Genomic DNA, 17022 nt, shown 5'->3' with positions numbered 1-17022 from the left:
CGTGTGCGCGGAAAATAACCGCAAAAACGTGCGCCTTGACCCTGGAATGAACATGAGATTGACCGCTGACCGCCTGCTCGAAATAGCCCTGGCCAACCCCATCAACGCGCAAGTAATTGCGCGCTTGCCTGCGCTCGGTCTGGACCAGTGTCTGCTCACGGCGGGCTGCCTGTTCCAGGCGGTGTGGAATCTCCAGGCAGGCCTTTCGCCGGACTGGGGGGTGAAGGACTATGACGTGTTCTACTTCGATAGCGATCTGTCATGGGCGGCCGAAGACCAGGTCATCCAGCGTGCGCAGGCGCTTTTCCAGGACCTTGACGCGACCATCGAGATCAAGAATCAAGCCCGCGTCCACCTTTGGTACCCACAACGCTTTGGCAGGCCTTACCCGCAGTTACGGTCGGCCAGAGACGGGGTTGATCGTTACCTGGTGGCAGGTACCTGTATTGCCTTGGACGTGGCCTCGGGCGAGGTGTATGCGCCTTATGGGCTGACGGACGCGGAGCAGGGTCTGTTGCGGGCGAACCCCCATACCCCGCAACCGGATTTGTTCGAACAGAAAGCCAAGAGTTATCAGGCGCGCTGGCCTTGGCTCAAAATCTTGACGCAGGGCGCTGCGTAAGCACGATTCCCGCCGGGCCCGCAATCGCGCTCGCCTCGAAATTCTGCATAAGTTAATGGGAACTAATATCAAATGACAATTTATTCATGTATCTTGCCCGGCATATTTTTGGCCGAGCGTTTCCCGCGCTTGGCGTCTATCCAAGGGCAAGTCATCGATGCGTCGGCTTATGGTTTCTCTGTGCGTTCTCCAGGCCTCTTCTTTTAACGTTTGGGCAGAGGAGCCGGTCGCGGCTGATCCGGCCACCTTGCAGCTTCAAGCCATCGATATCACGGGCGAAGAGCAGGTTGAAAGCGCTTATGGGCCGGTAACGGGCTACCACGCCACACGTTCGGCCAGCGCCACACGTACCGACACCTCGATTCATGAAACCCCGCAGTCGATTACCGTGGTCTCCCGCGATGTGGTGGAAGACCTCGGCGCCACTCGCTTGCAGGACGCGCTGGATTACGCGGGAGGCGTGGGGCGCGCCAACAACTTTGGTGGCCAGGGCCTGACCACCTTTACCGTACGCGGTTTTACCACCGGTGAGTTCTACCGCAATGGCTTCCCGGTCAACCGTGGCTACCCGAACATGCCCGATGCCAACACCATCGAGCGCCTGGAAGTGCTGCGCGGACCAGCCACCATGCTGTATGGCCGGGGTGATCCAGGCGGCACCTTCAACGTCGTGTCCAAGCAGCCGTTGAGCGAACGCACAGTCACTCTCGGCAGCCAGATCAATGATCAGGGCATGCGTCGCGGCACCCTCGACACCTCCGGGCCGCTGGACGAAGACGGACGTTTCTCCTATCGCTTGAACGTGGTGGGCGAGGGCGGCGATACCTTTCGCGATCACGTCGAGACTGAGCGCTACGGCATTGCCCCGGTGTTGAGCTGGCAGGTCAACGACAGCACCCGCGTGATATTCGAGGGTGACTTCATGCGCAACAATCACCCGCTCGATCGCGGCCTCACGCGCTACTCGAACCAGCGTGGCACGGCTTCGCGCAGCACGTTCTTCGGTGAGAAAGACGCCGGCAAGTTGCACAACGACAACAACATGGCGCAGTTGCGTTTCGAGCATTCGCTCAACGATAACTGGACCTTGGCCGGCGGCATGCAATGGCTCGATGGTACCTTGCAGGGCAACGCCGTCGAGGCTCAGCGGCTTGGATCCGACGGTCGGACCCTGGAGCGTAATTTCAGCTATCGCAAGCTGGAATGGACCGACCGCGACTACCAGCTCAACCTCACCGGTAAATTTTCCACCGGTGCGTTTGAACACACTTTGCTGACCGGCATCGAGTACGAGGATTACGACTACAAGTCGATCATTCAGCGCTCCTCCGCGGATGTCGGAACGTACCCGATCGATATCTACGACCCGGTCTACGGCCTGCCGCGTCCGCCGCTGACGCGCACGCCCACCCATGACAAGGAAAACCTCAAGACCTACGCCGCGTTCATCCAGGACCAGGTGGCCCTCACCGAGCGCTTGAAAGTGCTGGCCGGCGCACGTTTCGAGCGGTTTGAGCATGACTACCAGACCTACGTGGAAGGCGCCAATGACTGGACGGCCAGTGATAATGCGGTCACCCCGCGCCTGGGGTTGATCTACGATTTGACCGACACGCTGGCGGTGTATGCCGATACTGCACGTTCGTTCAAGCCCAATACCGGCGCCAATCGCCAGAAAGCCGGGTTCAAACCGGAGAAGGGCAAGTCCTATGAAGTGGGAGTCAAGTGGCAAGCCTTGGATCGCCAGTTGAGTGTTGACGCGGCGCTGTACCAGATAGAAAAAACCAACGTGCTGACCGCCGACCCCCTAGACAGCAACTTCAAGATCGCCACCGGTGAAGTACACAGCCGCGGCTTCGATCTGACCGTGGCCGGCAACCTGACGCCCGAATGGCGGATGATCGGCGGTTACGCTTATGTGGATGCCGAAGTGGCAAAAGACAGTGTGCTCAAGTCCGGCACACGCTTGCTCAACATCCCGCGCAACAGCTTCAGCCTGTTGAACGTCTATGAGTTCCAGGACGGTGGCCTCAAGGGCCTGGGTCTGGGCCTGGGCGGCAAATATGTCTCCGAACGTGCCGGTCAGCAAACGGCCACGGCGTTCATGATGGACAGCTACAGCGTTGTGGATTTGCTGGCGTACTACAAGGTCAACGACAAGATCCGCCTCAACCTGGATCTGAAAAACCTGTTCGACGCCGATTATGAAGAAGGCGCTTTCGGCGACTACGCCTACCCAGGCGCGCCACGTACGCTGCAGGCGGGTATCTCCTACACGTTGTAAGCAGAATTAGAGAGCGGGGCGGGTTGGGAAAGACCGACCCAACCCACGCCAAAGAATCTGTAAATACCCCTCCATGTCTGGCGGGACTGAAGATCTAGTCCCTGCACATAGCCTTGGCCAGCACCCGAGAAACCTGGTCGGCAGAGTAAGGCTTGGCCAGAAACTCAAAACCCTCGTAGCCGTTCTTGGCCAACTCCTCGCTGTAACCCGACGTCAGGACCACCGGCAAGCCTGGTCTGCGTCGACGCAACTCCTTGGCCAGCGCCACGCCACCGATGCCCGGCATGACCACGTCGGAGAAAACCCCATCGAACGCCATGGCGTCCGGGCCGACCATCTCCAGCGCTTCGTCGGCGTGGGTCGCCCAGACAGTCTGATAACCAAGGTCCTGCAGGATCTGATTGGCGAAACGGCCGACTTCCAGATTGTCCTCCACGATCAGAATGCGTCGTCGTGTCCCGTCCAGGGCCGGTTCGAGGACTTCCTGTGCGTGGCTGTCGAGTACCGCTTCAGGCTCTACCTGCGGTAGGTACACAGTAAACACCGTGCCTTCGCCGACGACGCTGGCGACATCGACGTTGCCCCCTGACTGCTTGGCGAACCCAAACACCTGCGACAGTCCGAGACCGGTGCCTTTGCCGACGCCCTTGGTGGTGAAGAACGGTTCGAAGATGTGCTCGAATGTCTGTGAGGAGATGCCCGTCCCGGTATCCGTGAGGGAGATCGCCACAAAGGCTTTTTTCGAGCCGCCGTGCCCGCGTATGCACGGCAGCGGACGGTCGCCCTCCAGGCGCAACACCAGCGTACCCTGGCCGTCCATGGCGTCCCGCGCGTTGAGCGCGACGTTGATCAAGGCGGTTTCAAATTGGCTGGAGTCGGCGCGGATATAGCAACTGCGCTCGGGTAGCTGCACCTGCACATGAATGCGTGCGCCAGTGACCGTTTCCAGCATGTCGCCAATATTCCGGACGCGTTGGCCGGCGTCGAATATTTCCGGGTTCAGCGGCTGGCGTCGAGCAAACGCGAGTAATTGGCTGGTCAACTTGCTGGCCCGTTCCACCGTGTCGGCCACCGCATTCATGTAACGTTGGCGACGTTCCTCGGACAGGTCGGGTGAGCGCAGGAAGTCTACCGACGAGCGAATGATCGTCAGCAGGTTGTTGAAATCATGGGCCACGCCGCCAGTCAACTGACCGATGGCTTCGAGCTTCTGTGATTGGCGCAGCGCGGCTTCGGTCTGGATCAGCAGGGTGGTGCGCTCTTCGACCCGCTGCTCCAGGGTCGCATTCAAATCCTCCAGCGCCGACAAACCTTCGCGCACGATGGCATCGGCGCGAACCCGTTCGATATGAGCCCAGGATCTTTCCGTGACTTCGCCCAACAACGATAAATCGTAGGACGACCACCGGCGTGGCTTATTGTCATGGATCGCCATCAAGGCGGCCAGACGGCCATCTTTCATCAGCGGCATGCACAGCGTTGCCGTCACCCCAAGGGCTTGAAAGGATGCCGCTTCCTCCGGCGGCAGTTCCAGCAGGTTGTCATGAATAATCAGCGGCTCACCCGCTTGCAGGCGGCTGACCGCCAATTGCCCGAAATCGGCCAGGCTGTAATGCCCGACGATGCTCGGTGAGCCTGGCGCCGCCCAGTTACCGCGAATGGTAAAGCCATCTTCGTCGGGCTCCATATCCGCATAAGCACAGTTGGACAGTTGCAGGTGCTTGGCCACTACTTCTGTAGTCACCGCCATGATGGTCGCCGGATCGGTGGCGTTGGCGATTGCGCTGCTGATTGCGTCCAGCACCGCCAGGCGCCGTGCCATGAACACGGCGTTGGTGGTTTCGGTAACGGTGTCGAGGATTCCCACCACGGCACCCTGAGAGTCACGAATCGGGCTGTAGCAAAAGGTGAAATACGCTTGTTCCGGACCGACGCCACGTTCGATTATCAGCGGGAAATTTTCAATATAGGTGGCGCGCCCTTCGAAGGCAGCGTCGGCGATAGGCCGGATAACCTCCCAGGCTTCCTGCCACACGGCGCTGAATGGCTGGCCCAGCGCTTCAGGTTTGTCGCCAAGAATGGGCACGAACGCGTCGTTGTACAGCATGATCAGATCGGGGCCCCAGACAATCGCCTGAGGAAAATGCGAGGCGAAGCTCAGCGCCACCGTGGTCTTGAGCACATCTGGCCATTGCTCCATCGCTCCGAGTGACGTGCTCGCCCAGTCGTGGCGGCGCACCCGTTCGGCCATTTCACCGTCGCCTTGCAGCCAGTCTTTCATTCGCCCACTACCTTGTTTTTCCGGATCGCCTATTACTTGATTGATACAGTTTGCCAAGCAACAGACCCAGGCAAACTCAGCCAGTTCAGCGCGAACGTTGTTGGCGCTTATTGTGTGCCGAACAATGTAGTCCAATAGATCCCTGCATCGCTTTTCGGATCCAGCCCGTAAGCGGCGCCCAGCTCCTGAAACTGTGGATTCATCAGGTTCGCGCAATGACCGGGGCTGGCGAGCCAACCGTCGACCACCTTGCGCGGTGTGTCCAGGCCGGCAGCGATGTTTTCGCCGATATTTTTCGCAATGTAGCCCGCCAGTTCCGCGCGATCGCCCGGTGTGCGGCCATCGCGGTCCAGGTGATCGAAGTAGTTTTTGTTGGCCATGCTGCGCGAGTGGCTTTCGGCGGCGCTCGCCAACTGGGCATTCCAGACCAGGGGCGTGGTGGCTTTAAAGGCTTGGGTACCGCACTGGCGCGGTTGCTTACGGGCGGCGTTGATCATGTCGAGCACTTGCTGCCCGGCCGTTTGCGAGCTGCCCAGGCCGCTGGTCAGCAGTGGGCGGGCCAGGACGATGCGCCAGTCCTGGCCGTTGTTGCTGACGCCGATGTCGACGAATTGCGGATCCAGGACCACGCGGCAGAAGCTTTCACGGACTGCTTTCATGGCGGACTGGGCGTCCCGAGGCCCGGACAGGCTGATGGCCTGGACATTGACCATCGGGTAGGCCACCTGAGCCAACGCCTGTTGGAGGTCGCCGACATTATTGACTGGCAGCACCAGTCGCGGATCGACCGCCAGCGGCGGCAGTTCCTGGGAACCCTGGTCACCACAGCGCTGCACCTGGCTGCGGTACTGGTTGATCGAATCGACCAATTGACTCTCTTCGCTCGCCGATGCCGTGGCGCAAAACACCAGACTGGTGGCCAGCGTCGTAAAAACCATCATCAATGACAGCGCGCGCATGGACGTTTCCCTTGAGCATGAAAGTGCACATGATGCGCGATGAAGGGGCTCCATGCACCCCTTGGCGGGTTTTTTCCCTGATCAAGGTGCTGGTGCATTCAGCGCCGGACTCGGCAGGCGACTCATGGCCAGCGTCAAGGCCAGCAGGATTAACCCCAGCGCTACGCCAAAGGTGACGTGCAGGCCGCTGCTCACTGCTTCGGGTGAGGCGCGGTTGAGATCTCCCGTAACCCAGGCAAACAGCGCAGCCAATGCCCAGGCGCCGATGATCAGCCCCAGGTTGCGTGAAAGGTTCAACAGGCCTGCAATCACGCCTCGGCGGTCAGGCGCCAGGTCGTTCATCACCGAGGTGTTGTTGGCTGTCTGGAATTGGGCGTAGCCGAGAGTGAGGATCACCAGCGCGCCGATGTAGCCGGTGAGACCGACCTGCCGTGGCATCAGCGCCAGCAACAAACACCCGGCCAGCATCGCGATCAGCCCGACCAGGATCATGCCCCGGCAGCCGAAACGCTCGGTCAAGCGTCCGGCAGGCACTCCCGCCAGCGCGGCAACGCTCGGTCCGACAGCCATTGCCAAGCCCATCCAGGCCGGGTTGAGCCCGACGCCCCGGGTCAGGTAAAACGGTCCGGCCACCAGCGTGGTCATCATCACCGCCATCACCAGCATGCTCATGATCAGGCCGGCCCCGAGCGGCCGGTTGCGCAGCGTCGCGACCAGGCTGAACGCGGCTCGCCTCGCAGGCGCCGCGGTTGGCTCGACGCTCAAGGCGCGTCGGGCGAGGGCAAAGGTCACAAGCCCCAGCGGCACCAGGGCGAGGAACAATCCGCGCCAGCCGAACCCGGCTATCATCACTCCGCCGACCGCCGGCCCGGCAGCCGTGCCGATCGCCGACATGCTCCCGAGCAGGCCCATGACGCGGCCGGTGTGCGCCTTGGGCACGGTCTGGCCGGCCAGGGCCAGCGCCATTGTCATCATCATCGCCGCGCCGAGTCCTTGTATCGCGCGGGCGGCAATAAGCCAAGCCAGGGACGCCGCCACGCCGCACAAGGCGGATGCGACGACAAACAGCAGCAAACCCGCGAGCAACAGGCGGCGGTAGCCAAACCGATCGCCAAGTCGCCCGACACTGACAATCATCGCGGTGATGGACAACAAGTACGCCAAGACAATCCACTGCACCATTGAAAAGGCGGCCTCGAACGCCCGGGCCATTTCGGGCAGGCCGACATTCGCGATACTGCTGCCCAGGGATGCCAGCAGTGTGGCCAGTGACAGGCTGACGAGGCCGCCGCGATGGGGAATAGAGGTCATAACGGATTCCTGATTTGGGCCACCGCCAAATGGGCAGCTGTCAGAAATCTACGACGTCACCTAAGATGGCGGAAGACGCAGCGATTGCACGTTATACCTGCATCAGACGCCATGAAAGGAACTACCCCGTGTCGCATCCCGATTTCAACCTGCTCGTTACCCTGGATGTATTGCTGGCCGAAGGCAGCGTGGCACGTGCCGCCCAGCGCCTGGGCCTGAGTCCTTCAGCCATGAGCCGGGCCTTGGCGCGCTTGCGTGAAACCACCGGTGATCCGCTCTTGGTACGCGCCGGACGAGGCCTGGTGCCAACGCCGCGTGCGCAGCAACTGCGCGCCCAGGTCAGCCAATTGGTGCAGGACGCCGAAGCCGTGCTGCGACCGGTGCAGGCCCTGGATCTTACGCAACTGGTGCGGACCTTTATCCTGCGCACCAGCGAAGGTTTCGTCGAAAGCTTCGGCCCCGCGTTGATCGCGCGCGTGGCTGAACAGGCTCCGGGCGTGAGGTTGCACTTCGTCCACAAGCCGGACGGGCAGGGCACGCCACTGCGCGACGGCAAGGTTGACTTGGAAACCGGTGTGGTCGACGAGCACGCTCATCCCGAAGTCCTGACCCAACTGCTGTTTCGTGACCGGTTTATCGGGGTGGTGTGTAACGGCCACCCCTTGAGTCGCGGCGAAATCAACGCGCAACGCTACGCTGCCGGCAAGCATATCTACGTGTCTAGACGCGGTCGGGCACGCGGGCAGATAGACGATGCGCTCGAGGCCCTGCATCTCACGCGCGACGTGGCCAGCATCGTTACTGGCTTTTCCACGGCGGTGGCTCTGGCGCATCGCACCGACCTGATCGCCAGTGTCCCGGAGCGCTACACCAGCGGCCTGCGAGATGGCCTGCACAGCTTCGCCTTGCCCATCGACCTGCCGGAGTTCAGTGTGGCGATGCTCTGGCACCCACGACTGGATGCCGATCTGGCGCATCGTTGGTTGCGTAGTTGTTTGCGGGAGGTGTGCGCGCAATGATTCAGCGGATATACCTGACGGGCGCTTCCGGGGCGGGCGTGACCACGCTGGGCAAGGCGCTGGCTTCGGCCCTGCAACTGCCGCATGTGGATGTGGACGATTATTACTGGTATCCCACGGACCCACCCTACGTACAATCGCGGCCTGTGGTTGATCGCGTTGCTTTGCTCAAGCGGGCATTGGCGCACGGCCACTGGGTGTTATCCGGTTCATTGGATGGTTGGGGCGACGAACTGATCGTGGACGCGCAGCAGGTGGTGTTGGTTGATACGCCGACGCCGCTGCGTATCAAGCGCCTCAAAGCGCGGGAGGCGCTGCGCTTTGGCGAGCGCGTTGCACCCGGTGGGGATATGCATGCCAGCCATCTGGCTTTTTTGGCGTGGGCCGCTGGCTATGACCGTGGCGCATTTGCCGGGCGTAGCCGGCCACGCCATGAGGCGTGGTTCAAACAGTTGAAACAGCCTTCCCTGCGAGTTGATGGCAGTCGGTGCGTCGAAGCGTTGCTGCAGCAGGTACACTCTTCCCTGCCTTAATGCGAAATACCAGGAAACAGGAATTCGATGTACACCCTGACTCATTACCCAAACCCATGCCCGGAACCCATCAACAGCCAGATTCTGCAGATGGTGGTCGATTACCTGACTGACATCAGCATGGTCGCGATTCCTCCGAGCAACCTGCTGTACAACGTTTATCAATATGCGATTGGCTACGAGGTGCATCTTTACCTGGAGGCGGTCGGTGGTTCCAAGGGGATTGCGGTTGAGTTGATCGTTGCATTGGACGAACAGGACCCGGACAAGGTCATCGGCTTCCTGTTGTACCTGCCGGTCAAGGACGATCCCGAAGCCTGCGGCGTGGCGTATCTGGCGGTGCACGCGGCCTGGCGGCGTAAAGGGGTGGCGCGGGCAATGCTGCAGGACATGCTCGGCCGCTATCCCCACGCCGAATTGACCTGCGCGGTGGAGAAAGTGCCGGCGTTCGAGTCCATGGGGTTCAACGTCCGCGGCGTGCGCGGCACTCAGGTGTTGATGAACACCCGTGACTACAGCACCGCTGGCCTGATGGGCCTGTTGGACGTGGCGTCGATCTATAGCTCGCTGGAAGTGCGGCAGATTCATACCTACCTGCTGCAAAAACACGGCAAGCGGGCAATGATCGATGCCGAGAAACAACGGGACCGGCATTTTGACCAGATGACCCGCAAGGCCCAGGCGTTTGTGCAAGGGCGGCAGGTATAGCCCTCAGTTCTTCAGCCGCGTGCTTCGATTGACCATTGCCTTGATGGTTTCCAGCAGTTCTTCCTGGGCCTGCACGGGGCTGATTTCACCGCTGGCCGCTGCCTGGGAAAGTGCCTCGGCCGCGCCCAGCATGGCCCGCAGCCCGGCCAGCGAGATGTCGCCCGAAGGGGCGAACGGCGCGAGTACATCGCGGCACTTGAGCATGAAAATCATCTCGTACTCGCGCTTGAGGATGTCCAGTTCCGGAGCGCCGCTCAAGGCAGCGATCACGCCCGGTATCTCGCGACCCTGAAGCAGTACGCAGTCGACATAGGATGAGGCGATCACCCAGGCCCGACCCTCAAGGCTCGGTTCGCTGGCCGCCAGAGCTTCTGCGAGCAAGGCGTTCTGGCGTTCGTCAAAATCCTTGTACAACGCCGCCAGCAAGCCTGCACGGGTGGTGAAGTGGTCGTACACCACCGGTTTCGTGATCCCTGCCATTTCCGCCAAACGCCCTAACGTCAGCGCTTCGGTGCCTTCTTCACGTACCAGTTGCCAGGCCACGTCCAGTAACTGGCGCAAACGATCTTCCCGGGAAAGGCGGCGGCGGGGCGCAGGTGTTTCTGTGCTTGACATGCTTATATACCAAAAGTAACTTACTAATCGTAACTTAACTCAGCTTATCACTGGAGCATCCGTCATGCATGCGCTTATCGTTGTCGCTCATCACGACCCTCGTTCATTGACTCATGGCCTGGCCGCGCAGGTCGCAGCGGGTCTTGCCAGCGAAGGGCATACATCTGAAATCGCTGACTTGGCCGCCGAAGGCTTCGATCCACGGTTCACCCTCGCTGATCATACCGTGCACCGCGCCCGCGCCACGCCGCCGGCCGATGTTCAGGCGGAGCAGGCACGCATCGACCGCGCTGACGCGCTGATACTGGTCTACCCGATTTATTGGTGGTCCATGCCGGCGCTGCTCAAAGGGTGGATCGACCGGGTATTCAGCAATGGCTGGGCCTTGGAGTACGACATGCAGACTGGCAAAACCATAAAGAAACTGGGGCGTTTGCGCGTGCATCTGCTGGGCGTGGGCGGAGCCGATGAAGGCACGTTCGAACGTCATGGCTATGCCAATGCACTGCGTACGCAGATCGACCACGGGATTTTTGATTATTGCGGCGCGCAAGTGCTGAGTTCGCAGTTGTTGCTGGAGTCCGAGTTGCGCGCGCCGCAGGTTCATCTGGAGGCCGCATGGCGCACCGGGCAGGGGATCTTTGCTGGTGCGAAATGCAATGAAACAGCGGCGCTATCGTTCTAGTCCGCAACCGCTCATCAACCCTCTCTGAACAAGTCATGGGCATCGAGCAAGCGATAGGCAATCTCTGGCTGGTTCTCCAGGCCCTTGCGGATTGCCGCCGGAATCGATTGCCGGGTTTTGCGACAAAGCCCCGGCAGTTCATCGATAGCGATTTGAATCCCGCGCATGCTTTTGACTTCGGTGTGGCCGGGGGCGATGTGTACGCGAATGCCCAGTTGCTGATGCATCAGTTGCTGCATACGCTCCAGGTCCGCCAGGCTTTGCAGGTTCTCCAGGCGTTCCAGCAGGCGTTTTTCTTCCTGGCGGGTCAGTTGCAGAATGCGCTGGTCTGCGCCGGGAAGCGCCAGCAGTCGCTCGCGCTCGCAGTCACAGAGAGCGGGTGGGCAGGGCTGGCGAATTGTCATGATCACTCCCTCCCCACGTTGGCGCCTGATGCTCAGTAGCTGAGCTGCACGCCGAGACTGCCCAAGGCGTTCCAGTATTCAGGGTAGGTCTTGCCGACACAGTCCGGGTCCTGGATTTTAATGCCTGCTACTTTCAGGCCCGCCAAGGCAAAGCACATGGCGATGCGGTGGTCGGCGTGGGTGTCGATCAGGGCGCTGCAGGACGTGCCTGCGAGTGCCGGATCGCTGGCCACCAACAGATCGTCGCCCTCGATCGTCGCCAGACCGGGGCGGATTTCGTTAAGGCCGTCGTGCAGCGCCTGAACCCGGTCGCATTCCTTGACCCGCAGGTTGGCGAGTTCGGTGAAACGCACCGGCGTATTGTTGAAGGCCGCGAGTACCGCCAGCGTGGGAATGGCGTCCTGCATTTGCGAGCCTACGACGCAGGCCGGCATCTGTGGAAATTGCGCGATCACTGCCTGGGCCTTGGCGTCGGGCTGGGTGAAATCTTCTGGGGCGACGCCCAGGTCAATCTTGCCGCCGGTGAGCACTTGCGCGGCCCACAGGTAGGTCGCGGCGGAGGCGTCAGGTTCGATCAGGTAGTCGTTGGCGGTGTAGCCGGTGGGGGCTACGCGCCAGGTGCTGTCGTCGACCACTTCCACCTGGGCACCGAACGCGCGCATGCAGTCCAGGGTGAGATCGACGTAGCCACGGGCGCCGATGTCCTTGCCGGTCAACGCCACTTCAATCGGGGCTTCGCCACAGGCGGCGAGCATCAACAGGGCCGATACGTATTGGCTCGACAGGCCGCCGTCGATCTCGAAACGCGTGGCCTGAACCCGGCCGGTGCCATGCACGGTCACCGGCGGACAACCGCTGGGGCTATCCACCCGGACACCGTTCTGGCCGAGGGTTGCCAGCAGCGGGCCGATGGGGCGCTTTTGCATGTACGCGTCGCCATCCAGCACCACCGAGCCCTGGACCGTCGCGACCGCGGCCGTGAGAAAGCGCATCGCGGTGCCGGCGTTGCCGAGAAACAGCGGTTGGGCGGGTAATTGCAGCTTGCCTTGGCCGGTTACGACGAAGGTCACCTCATCCGGTTCATCGATGACCACGCCCATCTGCCGCAACGCCACCGACATATGTCGGGTGTCGTCGCTTTTCAAGGCACCGCTCAGACGGCTGGTGCCTTTGGCCAGGGCTGCCAGCAACAGGGCACGGTTAGTGATGGATTTGGAGCCGGGCGGTGCTACCTTGCCGTTCAATGGAAAATTAGGCGGCGTAACGGTCACGGTTTTCTGCGAACTCAAGGGACAAGGCTCCTGATTCAGGGCGAGGGTGGCTGGGAGTGGCCGGCTGGCGGAAACGAATAATCGACCAAACCACAGGGAATGGTCAAATGCCGTCACCGCCGGTGCATCAGCGCTTGCTTGACCAGTAATCGTGCAAGGCCCTGGCGGCTGGCTCGATGGCTGCCACGCGTTGCTGGTGGGCTTGTACGTCCAGGTCCGCGGGTAATTCAAAGTTGTCCTGTTCGGCGCACCAGGCGATCGCTTCCAGCTGTGCGGCCTGCTCGGCGGGCAGTGCCGGCCATTCACCGACGGCCGCGCCACGGATATAGCCAAAGCACCACTCTTCGGCCAGCGTCAGGGGTTGCTCCTGATGCTCGGTTTCCTCGAAGCGCGCCTTGAACCCTTGGGCGTTCATCGCCAGTTGGCCGGCGATGGCATTCATATGGCGCACGCACAGTTCGAGGAAGCGCTTGGCTTGGCTCTCACTCTCCCAATCCGGTTGCTGCCCACCCCAGATCGCCGGGAACCACACGGCCACATCCACCAGGCCCGGGCCGGAGACCAGGGCAGTGAAGTAGCCATCCAGTTCGGCCAGGTTCAATACCGAGTGATCGTCGCCGTACGTCAGCAGAATCTCTTCGATGAACTCGAAATCGGCGGGGGCGAGGGCTTGATCGTGCATGAAAATATCCTTAGTGCGTCCAGCGCCGCTGATAAGGCGGCGTAAAACGCGGAGGATGGCGCGTGCGAGCGATTTAATCCAGCGTTAGATCATCTTTACCGCAGGTCCCGGTGAACGGAGCCTCGCGCTGCAAATCAATCTGCTGGACAGGCTTCTAAGCGTAAAAGGAATAAAGTCAGATCGCATTGGTATAAGTGGTTATAAGAAAAATCGCTATGCTGCCGCGAGAATTTTACAAGGCCACAGGTAGTTGTAATGGATGCAGGTAATTTTGGTTTCGTGGTGGCGGGCCTGATTGTCGGTTTTATCGTCGGCATGACCGGCGTCGGCGGTGGTTCGTTGATGACCCCCATCCTGCTGTGGTTTGGGATCAACCCGGCGACGGCGGTCGGCACCGACCTGCTGTATGCCGCCATTACCAAGGCCGGCGGCGTGGCGGTGCACGGCAAGAACAAGAACATTGATTGGACCATCACCGGCTGGCTGACCTTGGGCAGTGTCCCGGCGGTGTTGTTGACGCTTTGGTTCCTCAAAAGCCTGCACACCGATCCCAGCGCGATGAACGAGGTGATCAAGCAGGCGTTGGGTATGGTGCTGCTGCTGACGGCCCTGGCGATTCTGTTCAAGAAAAAGCTCTTGGCTTTCGCCCAGCGCCATGCCGGCGACCACTACCACATGAGCCCGCGCAATCTGAACGGGCTGACCGTCTTCACGGGGGCGATCCTTGGCGCCATGGTGGCGCTGACATCCATTGGCGCGGGTGCGTTGGGCACGGTGGCGTTGTTTATCCTGTATCCATTCTTGGCCACCAAACGCCTGGTAGGCACCGAAATTGCGCATGCTGTCCCGCTGACACTGGTCGCAGGCCTGGGCCATGCGAGCATGGGCAATATGGATTGGCAGTTGTTGGGGTTCTTGTTGATGGGCTCGCTGCCGGGGATTTATGTGGGCAGCCATATGTCTGGCCGGGTCTCGGACGAGCTGTTGCGGCCGTGTCTGGCGGTGATGTTGGGGTTGATTGGGTTTAAGTTGGCGTTCTGAAATGTCGGACTACGGCCATCGTAGTTTAACGGAGCAAGCACGGCGGCCTGAAAATCCCCTCGTTTTTCTGTAGGAGCGAGCTTGCTCGCGAAAATCGTTAACCATGACAGGGGAAATCTGATACCCCGAGGCGGTCATTCGCGAGCACGCTCGCTCCTACAGAAGGCGGCTTCCCCCCACTAAGGCTGACGCGACTTATCCAGCCATTCCACCGCCGTGCGCCAAATACAGATCCCCAGGAAATACGCCGACATCAACAACCACAAGCCCATGGTCAGCTTGTTGGTATACGGATGGTCGATCACCAACAGCAAACTGCATAACAACCACACGGTCGTGACCGCGATGTTGATCGGCATAAAGCGCTTGACCCGGAACGGGTGCAGAAACTTCATCGGCGTCACCGTCAACAGCGCCAAGCCAATCACCGTCGCCAGCGTGATCCAGGCGGGCGGGTCGATGATGTACACGCACAGTGCCACCACGTTCCAGGCCGCGGGGAAACCCTGGAAGTAATTGTCCTTGCTCTTCATGTTCACGTTGCAAAAGCAGAACAGCGAAGACACCAGAATTACCGACACCGTAAACAGATGAGTGAAGTCCGGCAGGTCGATATAACGGTAGATAAACAGCGCCGGGATAAACACATAGGTCAGGTAATCAATCACCAGGTCCAATACCGAGCCATCAAAACTCGGCAAGAGCGTCTGCACATTGAGCCGACGCGCAAGCGAACCGTCCACCCCATCCACCACCAATGCCAGGCCGAGCCACAACAGGCAGGCCTTGGGTTGGTTTTCCAGCAACGCGAGGGTCGCCAGAAAGGCCAGGACCACGCCCGTGGCGGTAAAGCCATGGGCGCCCCAGGCTTTTAGTCTGGCTACATGCAGGGTCGATATCACAGGGACGTTCTCCAAAAGATGAAACAGCACAGCCGACGGGGGAAGGCCGTCGAATCTGGCCAAGGGATGCAAGTATCGACCGGAAAGGGGGGAATAAGGTTCACCACCCCGGCGTTACGATTAGCGTAGCAAGCGTTGGATGATTCGGCATCAGCCCTGACGGAACACCAAGGCCTTCAGGCCGCTCTGCGGATCGATGTCGGGAAATTCGGGCGGGTTTTCCAGGCGCTGTGCAAAGCGTAGACCAGGCGCTTCGCGGGTGACGCCGTCAATCAGGAAGTCTTCGCCGTACGCCGGATCGTTCATGCAGGCCAGCACCGTGCCCTGCGGCGTCAGCAAGTCGGGCAGGCGCCGCAGCACCCGCTGGTAGTCTTTGGTCAGCAGAAAACTGCCTCTTTGAAAGGACGGTGGATCAATGATCACCAGGTCATAGGGACCGCCGCTGGTCACCTTGGCCCACGACTTGAACAGGTCGTGGCCGAGAAAACTGATCTTGCCCATATCGTGGCCGTTCAGGCGATGGTTGTCGCGACCACGGCTCAGCGCGCCACGCGCCATGTCCAGGTTGACCACATGCTCGGCGCCGCCTTCGATGGCCGCCACGGAAAAACCGCAGGTGTAGGCAAACAGGTTCAACACGCGCATGCCCTGAGCGTGCTCACGCACCCAATTGCGGCCGTAGCGCATATCGAGGAACAACCCGCTGTTCTGCTTTTTGCCCAGATCGATGCGATAGCGCAGGCCGCCTTCGGTGATGGTCAATTCGTCGACCACTTCCCCCACCAACCATTCAGTGGTGCTTTGCGGTAAGTAACGGTGCTGCAGCGCCAGCGTATGGGCACCGGCCTGTTGCCATTCGCCGGAGGCGGGGAGCCGCGTCAACTGTTGCTTCAGCGCTTGCAGGTGCGCCGCTTCTGGCGCCTTGAACAACGAAACCAGGACCACGCCTTGCAACCAATCCACCGTCAACTGTTCCAGGCCCGGCCAGCAACGGCCGCGACCGTGGAACAGGCGTCGGGTCTCCGCGGGTGCGGTGCGCAGGGCGGCGAGTAAGTGAGTGTCGAGGGTGGCGAGTGTGTCTGGGGTCATCGGGCAGCGTCGGTGGTCATTGAGCGGGCGGCATTTTAAACACAATTGCGCTGTTTCAGGTGGGTGACGCGCACGTGGCTATCAAGGGCGCTCCGACGCTCATCCGCAAAAACTCAGGCGCAATATAGCGCTCGTAATGTGCCTCCGACAGCAGGAAGAACTCCCGGTCAATGGCATCGCGCAAATCAGCCAAGGGGCGCTCACGGAATTCTGGCAACAGCGCCAGCCCATAGGCCTCCAGGTTTGAAATCATCCGCGCGCCGCGGGCAATCAGTTGATAAGCCCAGCAATAGGGCGACTGTTGCGGCATAAACCGGATGTTGCGCGCTTCCAGCTGTTGACGCAGGCGGGCGGCATCGAACACCTCCAGCTTGCTGGCCATGACTTGCCCCAGCAATTGCTCGAGGCGCAGCCATACGGCGTGTTTCGCCTGCGCGCTGTAGCCATTCCATTGAATGACTTCATGGTGATAGCGCTTGCAGCCCCGGCACACCAGGTCGCCGTAGACGGTGGAACACAAGCCGACGCAGGGCGTCTTGATGGTTTGACTGGACATAAATCACGATTGCCTTGGCTAATTGCCCATGGACCGCTGTCAGGCGGTCCATGGGCCTGG

General features: G+C 60.7%; 17 protein-coding genes. 7 read left to right on the top strand and 10 right to left on the bottom strand.

The features are described 5' to 3' along the window. Positions 1-52 precede the first annotated feature (52 nt). Together AC6CIA_RS24875 and AC6CIA_RS24870 are read left to right on the top strand one after the other, a co-directional pair. On the top strand, positions 53-622 hold the full coding sequence (locus AC6CIA_RS24875; protein ID WP_498315750.1) for a nucleotidyltransferase family protein: 570 nt from the start codon (positions 53-55) through the stop codon (positions 620-622). Between the two features lie 157 nt (positions 623-779). Continuing rightward, positions 780-2906, top strand: coding sequence for a TonB-dependent siderophore receptor (locus tag AC6CIA_RS24870; protein WP_498315749.1), 2127 nt, complete (start codon positions 780-782; stop codon positions 2904-2906). A gap of 94 nt (positions 2907-3000) precedes the next feature. Here AC6CIA_RS24870 and AC6CIA_RS24865 read toward each other — a convergent pair whose 3' ends face one another. From AC6CIA_RS24865 to AC6CIA_RS24855, 3 genes are all read right to left on the bottom strand, one after another. After that, complete coding sequence (locus AC6CIA_RS24865) at positions 3001-5187, bottom strand: GAF domain-containing protein (protein WP_498315748.1); 2187 nt, start codon at positions 5185-5187, stop codon at positions 3001-3003. A 107-nt stretch (positions 5188-5294) separates the two neighbouring features. Further along, positions 5295-6146, bottom strand: a complete 852-nt coding sequence (locus AC6CIA_RS24860) for a CAP domain-containing protein (RefSeq protein WP_498315747.1) — start codon at positions 6144-6146, stop codon at positions 5295-5297. A gap of 81 nt (positions 6147-6227) precedes the next feature. After that, the gene (locus tag AC6CIA_RS24855; protein ID WP_498315746.1) at positions 6228-7457 is read right to left on the bottom strand and encodes an MFS transporter; all 1230 of its coding nucleotides are present in this window, start codon (positions 7455-7457) and stop codon (positions 6228-6230) included. 128 nt (positions 7458-7585) lie between these two features. On the opposite strand from AC6CIA_RS24855, the gene AC6CIA_RS24850 reads away from it, so the two are divergent. From AC6CIA_RS24850 to AC6CIA_RS24840, 3 genes are read left to right on the top strand one after another with little or no spacing between them, the layout of a single operon-like run. Beyond that, positions 7586-8476 (top strand): LysR family transcriptional regulator, encoded by an 891-nt coding sequence (locus AC6CIA_RS24850; protein ID WP_498315745.1) that lies wholly within the window; start codon positions 7586-7588, stop codon positions 8474-8476. Further along, positions 8473-9009: an AAA family ATPase gene (locus tag AC6CIA_RS24845; protein WP_498315744.1), complete on the top strand. Its 537-nt coding sequence runs from the start codon at positions 8473-8475 to the stop codon at positions 9007-9009. The genes AC6CIA_RS24850 and AC6CIA_RS24845 overlap by 4 nt, the downstream gene beginning before the upstream one ends. A 27-nt stretch (positions 9010-9036) precedes the next feature. Then, positions 9037-9717, top strand: coding sequence for a GNAT family N-acetyltransferase (locus tag AC6CIA_RS24840; protein ID WP_498315743.1), 681 nt, complete (start codon positions 9037-9039; stop codon positions 9715-9717). 3 nt (positions 9718-9720) lie between these two features. On the opposite strand, the gene AC6CIA_RS24835 is transcribed toward AC6CIA_RS24840, so the two are convergent. Beyond that, on the bottom strand, positions 9721-10332 hold the full coding sequence (locus AC6CIA_RS24835; protein ID WP_498315742.1) for a TetR/AcrR family transcriptional regulator: 612 nt from the start codon (positions 10330-10332) through the stop codon (positions 9721-9723). Between the two features lie 64 nt (positions 10333-10396). On the opposite strand from AC6CIA_RS24835, the gene AC6CIA_RS24830 reads away from it, so the two are divergent. Then, positions 10397-11017 (top strand): NAD(P)H-dependent oxidoreductase, encoded by a 621-nt coding sequence (locus tag AC6CIA_RS24830; RefSeq protein ID WP_498315741.1) that lies wholly within the window; start codon positions 10397-10399, stop codon positions 11015-11017. A 14-nt stretch (positions 11018-11031) separates the two neighbouring features. Here AC6CIA_RS24830 and AC6CIA_RS24825 read toward each other — a convergent pair whose 3' ends face one another. The 3 genes from AC6CIA_RS24825 to AC6CIA_RS24815 form a co-directional block, all read right to left on the bottom strand. Then, positions 11032-11421, bottom strand: a complete 390-nt coding sequence (locus AC6CIA_RS24825) for a hypothetical protein (protein ID WP_498315740.1) — start codon at positions 11419-11421, stop codon at positions 11032-11034. A 32-nt stretch (positions 11422-11453) separates the two neighbouring features. Continuing rightward, complete coding sequence (gene aroA / locus AC6CIA_RS24820) at positions 11454-12710, bottom strand: 3-phosphoshikimate 1-carboxyvinyltransferase (RefSeq protein WP_498315739.1); 1257 nt, start codon at positions 12708-12710, stop codon at positions 11454-11456. 109 nt (positions 12711-12819) lie between these two features. Then, positions 12820-13374: a UPF0149 family protein gene (locus tag AC6CIA_RS24815; protein ID WP_498315738.1), complete on the bottom strand. Its 555-nt coding sequence runs from the start codon at positions 13372-13374 to the stop codon at positions 12820-12822. Between the two features lie 255 nt (positions 13375-13629). On the opposite strand from AC6CIA_RS24815, the gene AC6CIA_RS24810 reads away from it, so the two are divergent. Beyond that, a complete protein-coding gene (locus tag AC6CIA_RS24810) occupies positions 13630-14415 on the top strand; it encodes a sulfite exporter TauE/SafE family protein (protein WP_498315737.1) in 786 nt (261 codons plus the stop codon). A 179-nt stretch (positions 14416-14594) separates the two neighbouring features. Here the strand turns inward: AC6CIA_RS24810 and pcsA are convergent, their stop codons facing one another. From pcsA to AC6CIA_RS24795, 3 genes are all read right to left on the bottom strand, one after another. Further along, positions 14595-15317: a phosphatidylcholine synthase gene (pcsA, locus tag AC6CIA_RS24805; RefSeq protein WP_084381438.1), complete on the bottom strand. Its 723-nt coding sequence runs from the start codon at positions 15315-15317 to the stop codon at positions 14595-14597. A 150-nt stretch (positions 15318-15467) separates the two neighbouring features. Next, positions 15468-16406 carry a class I SAM-dependent methyltransferase gene (locus tag AC6CIA_RS24800; protein ID WP_498315736.1) on the bottom strand — a complete coding sequence of 313 codons (939 nt, stop codon included), beginning with the start codon at positions 16404-16406 and terminating at the stop codon, positions 15468-15470. 55 nt (positions 16407-16461) lie between these two features. Then, entirely contained in the window at positions 16462-16962 is a 501-nt protein-coding gene (locus tag AC6CIA_RS24795; protein WP_498315735.1) for a DUF1289 domain-containing protein, read from the bottom strand. Positions 16963-17022: the final 60 nt, after the last annotated feature.

The sequence above is a fragment of the Pseudomonas sp. GQ91 genome (assembly GCF_059758795.1).
The sequence above is the reverse complement of the archived record's forward strand: the minus strand, read 5'-3'. Positions and strand labels throughout refer to the sequence as shown.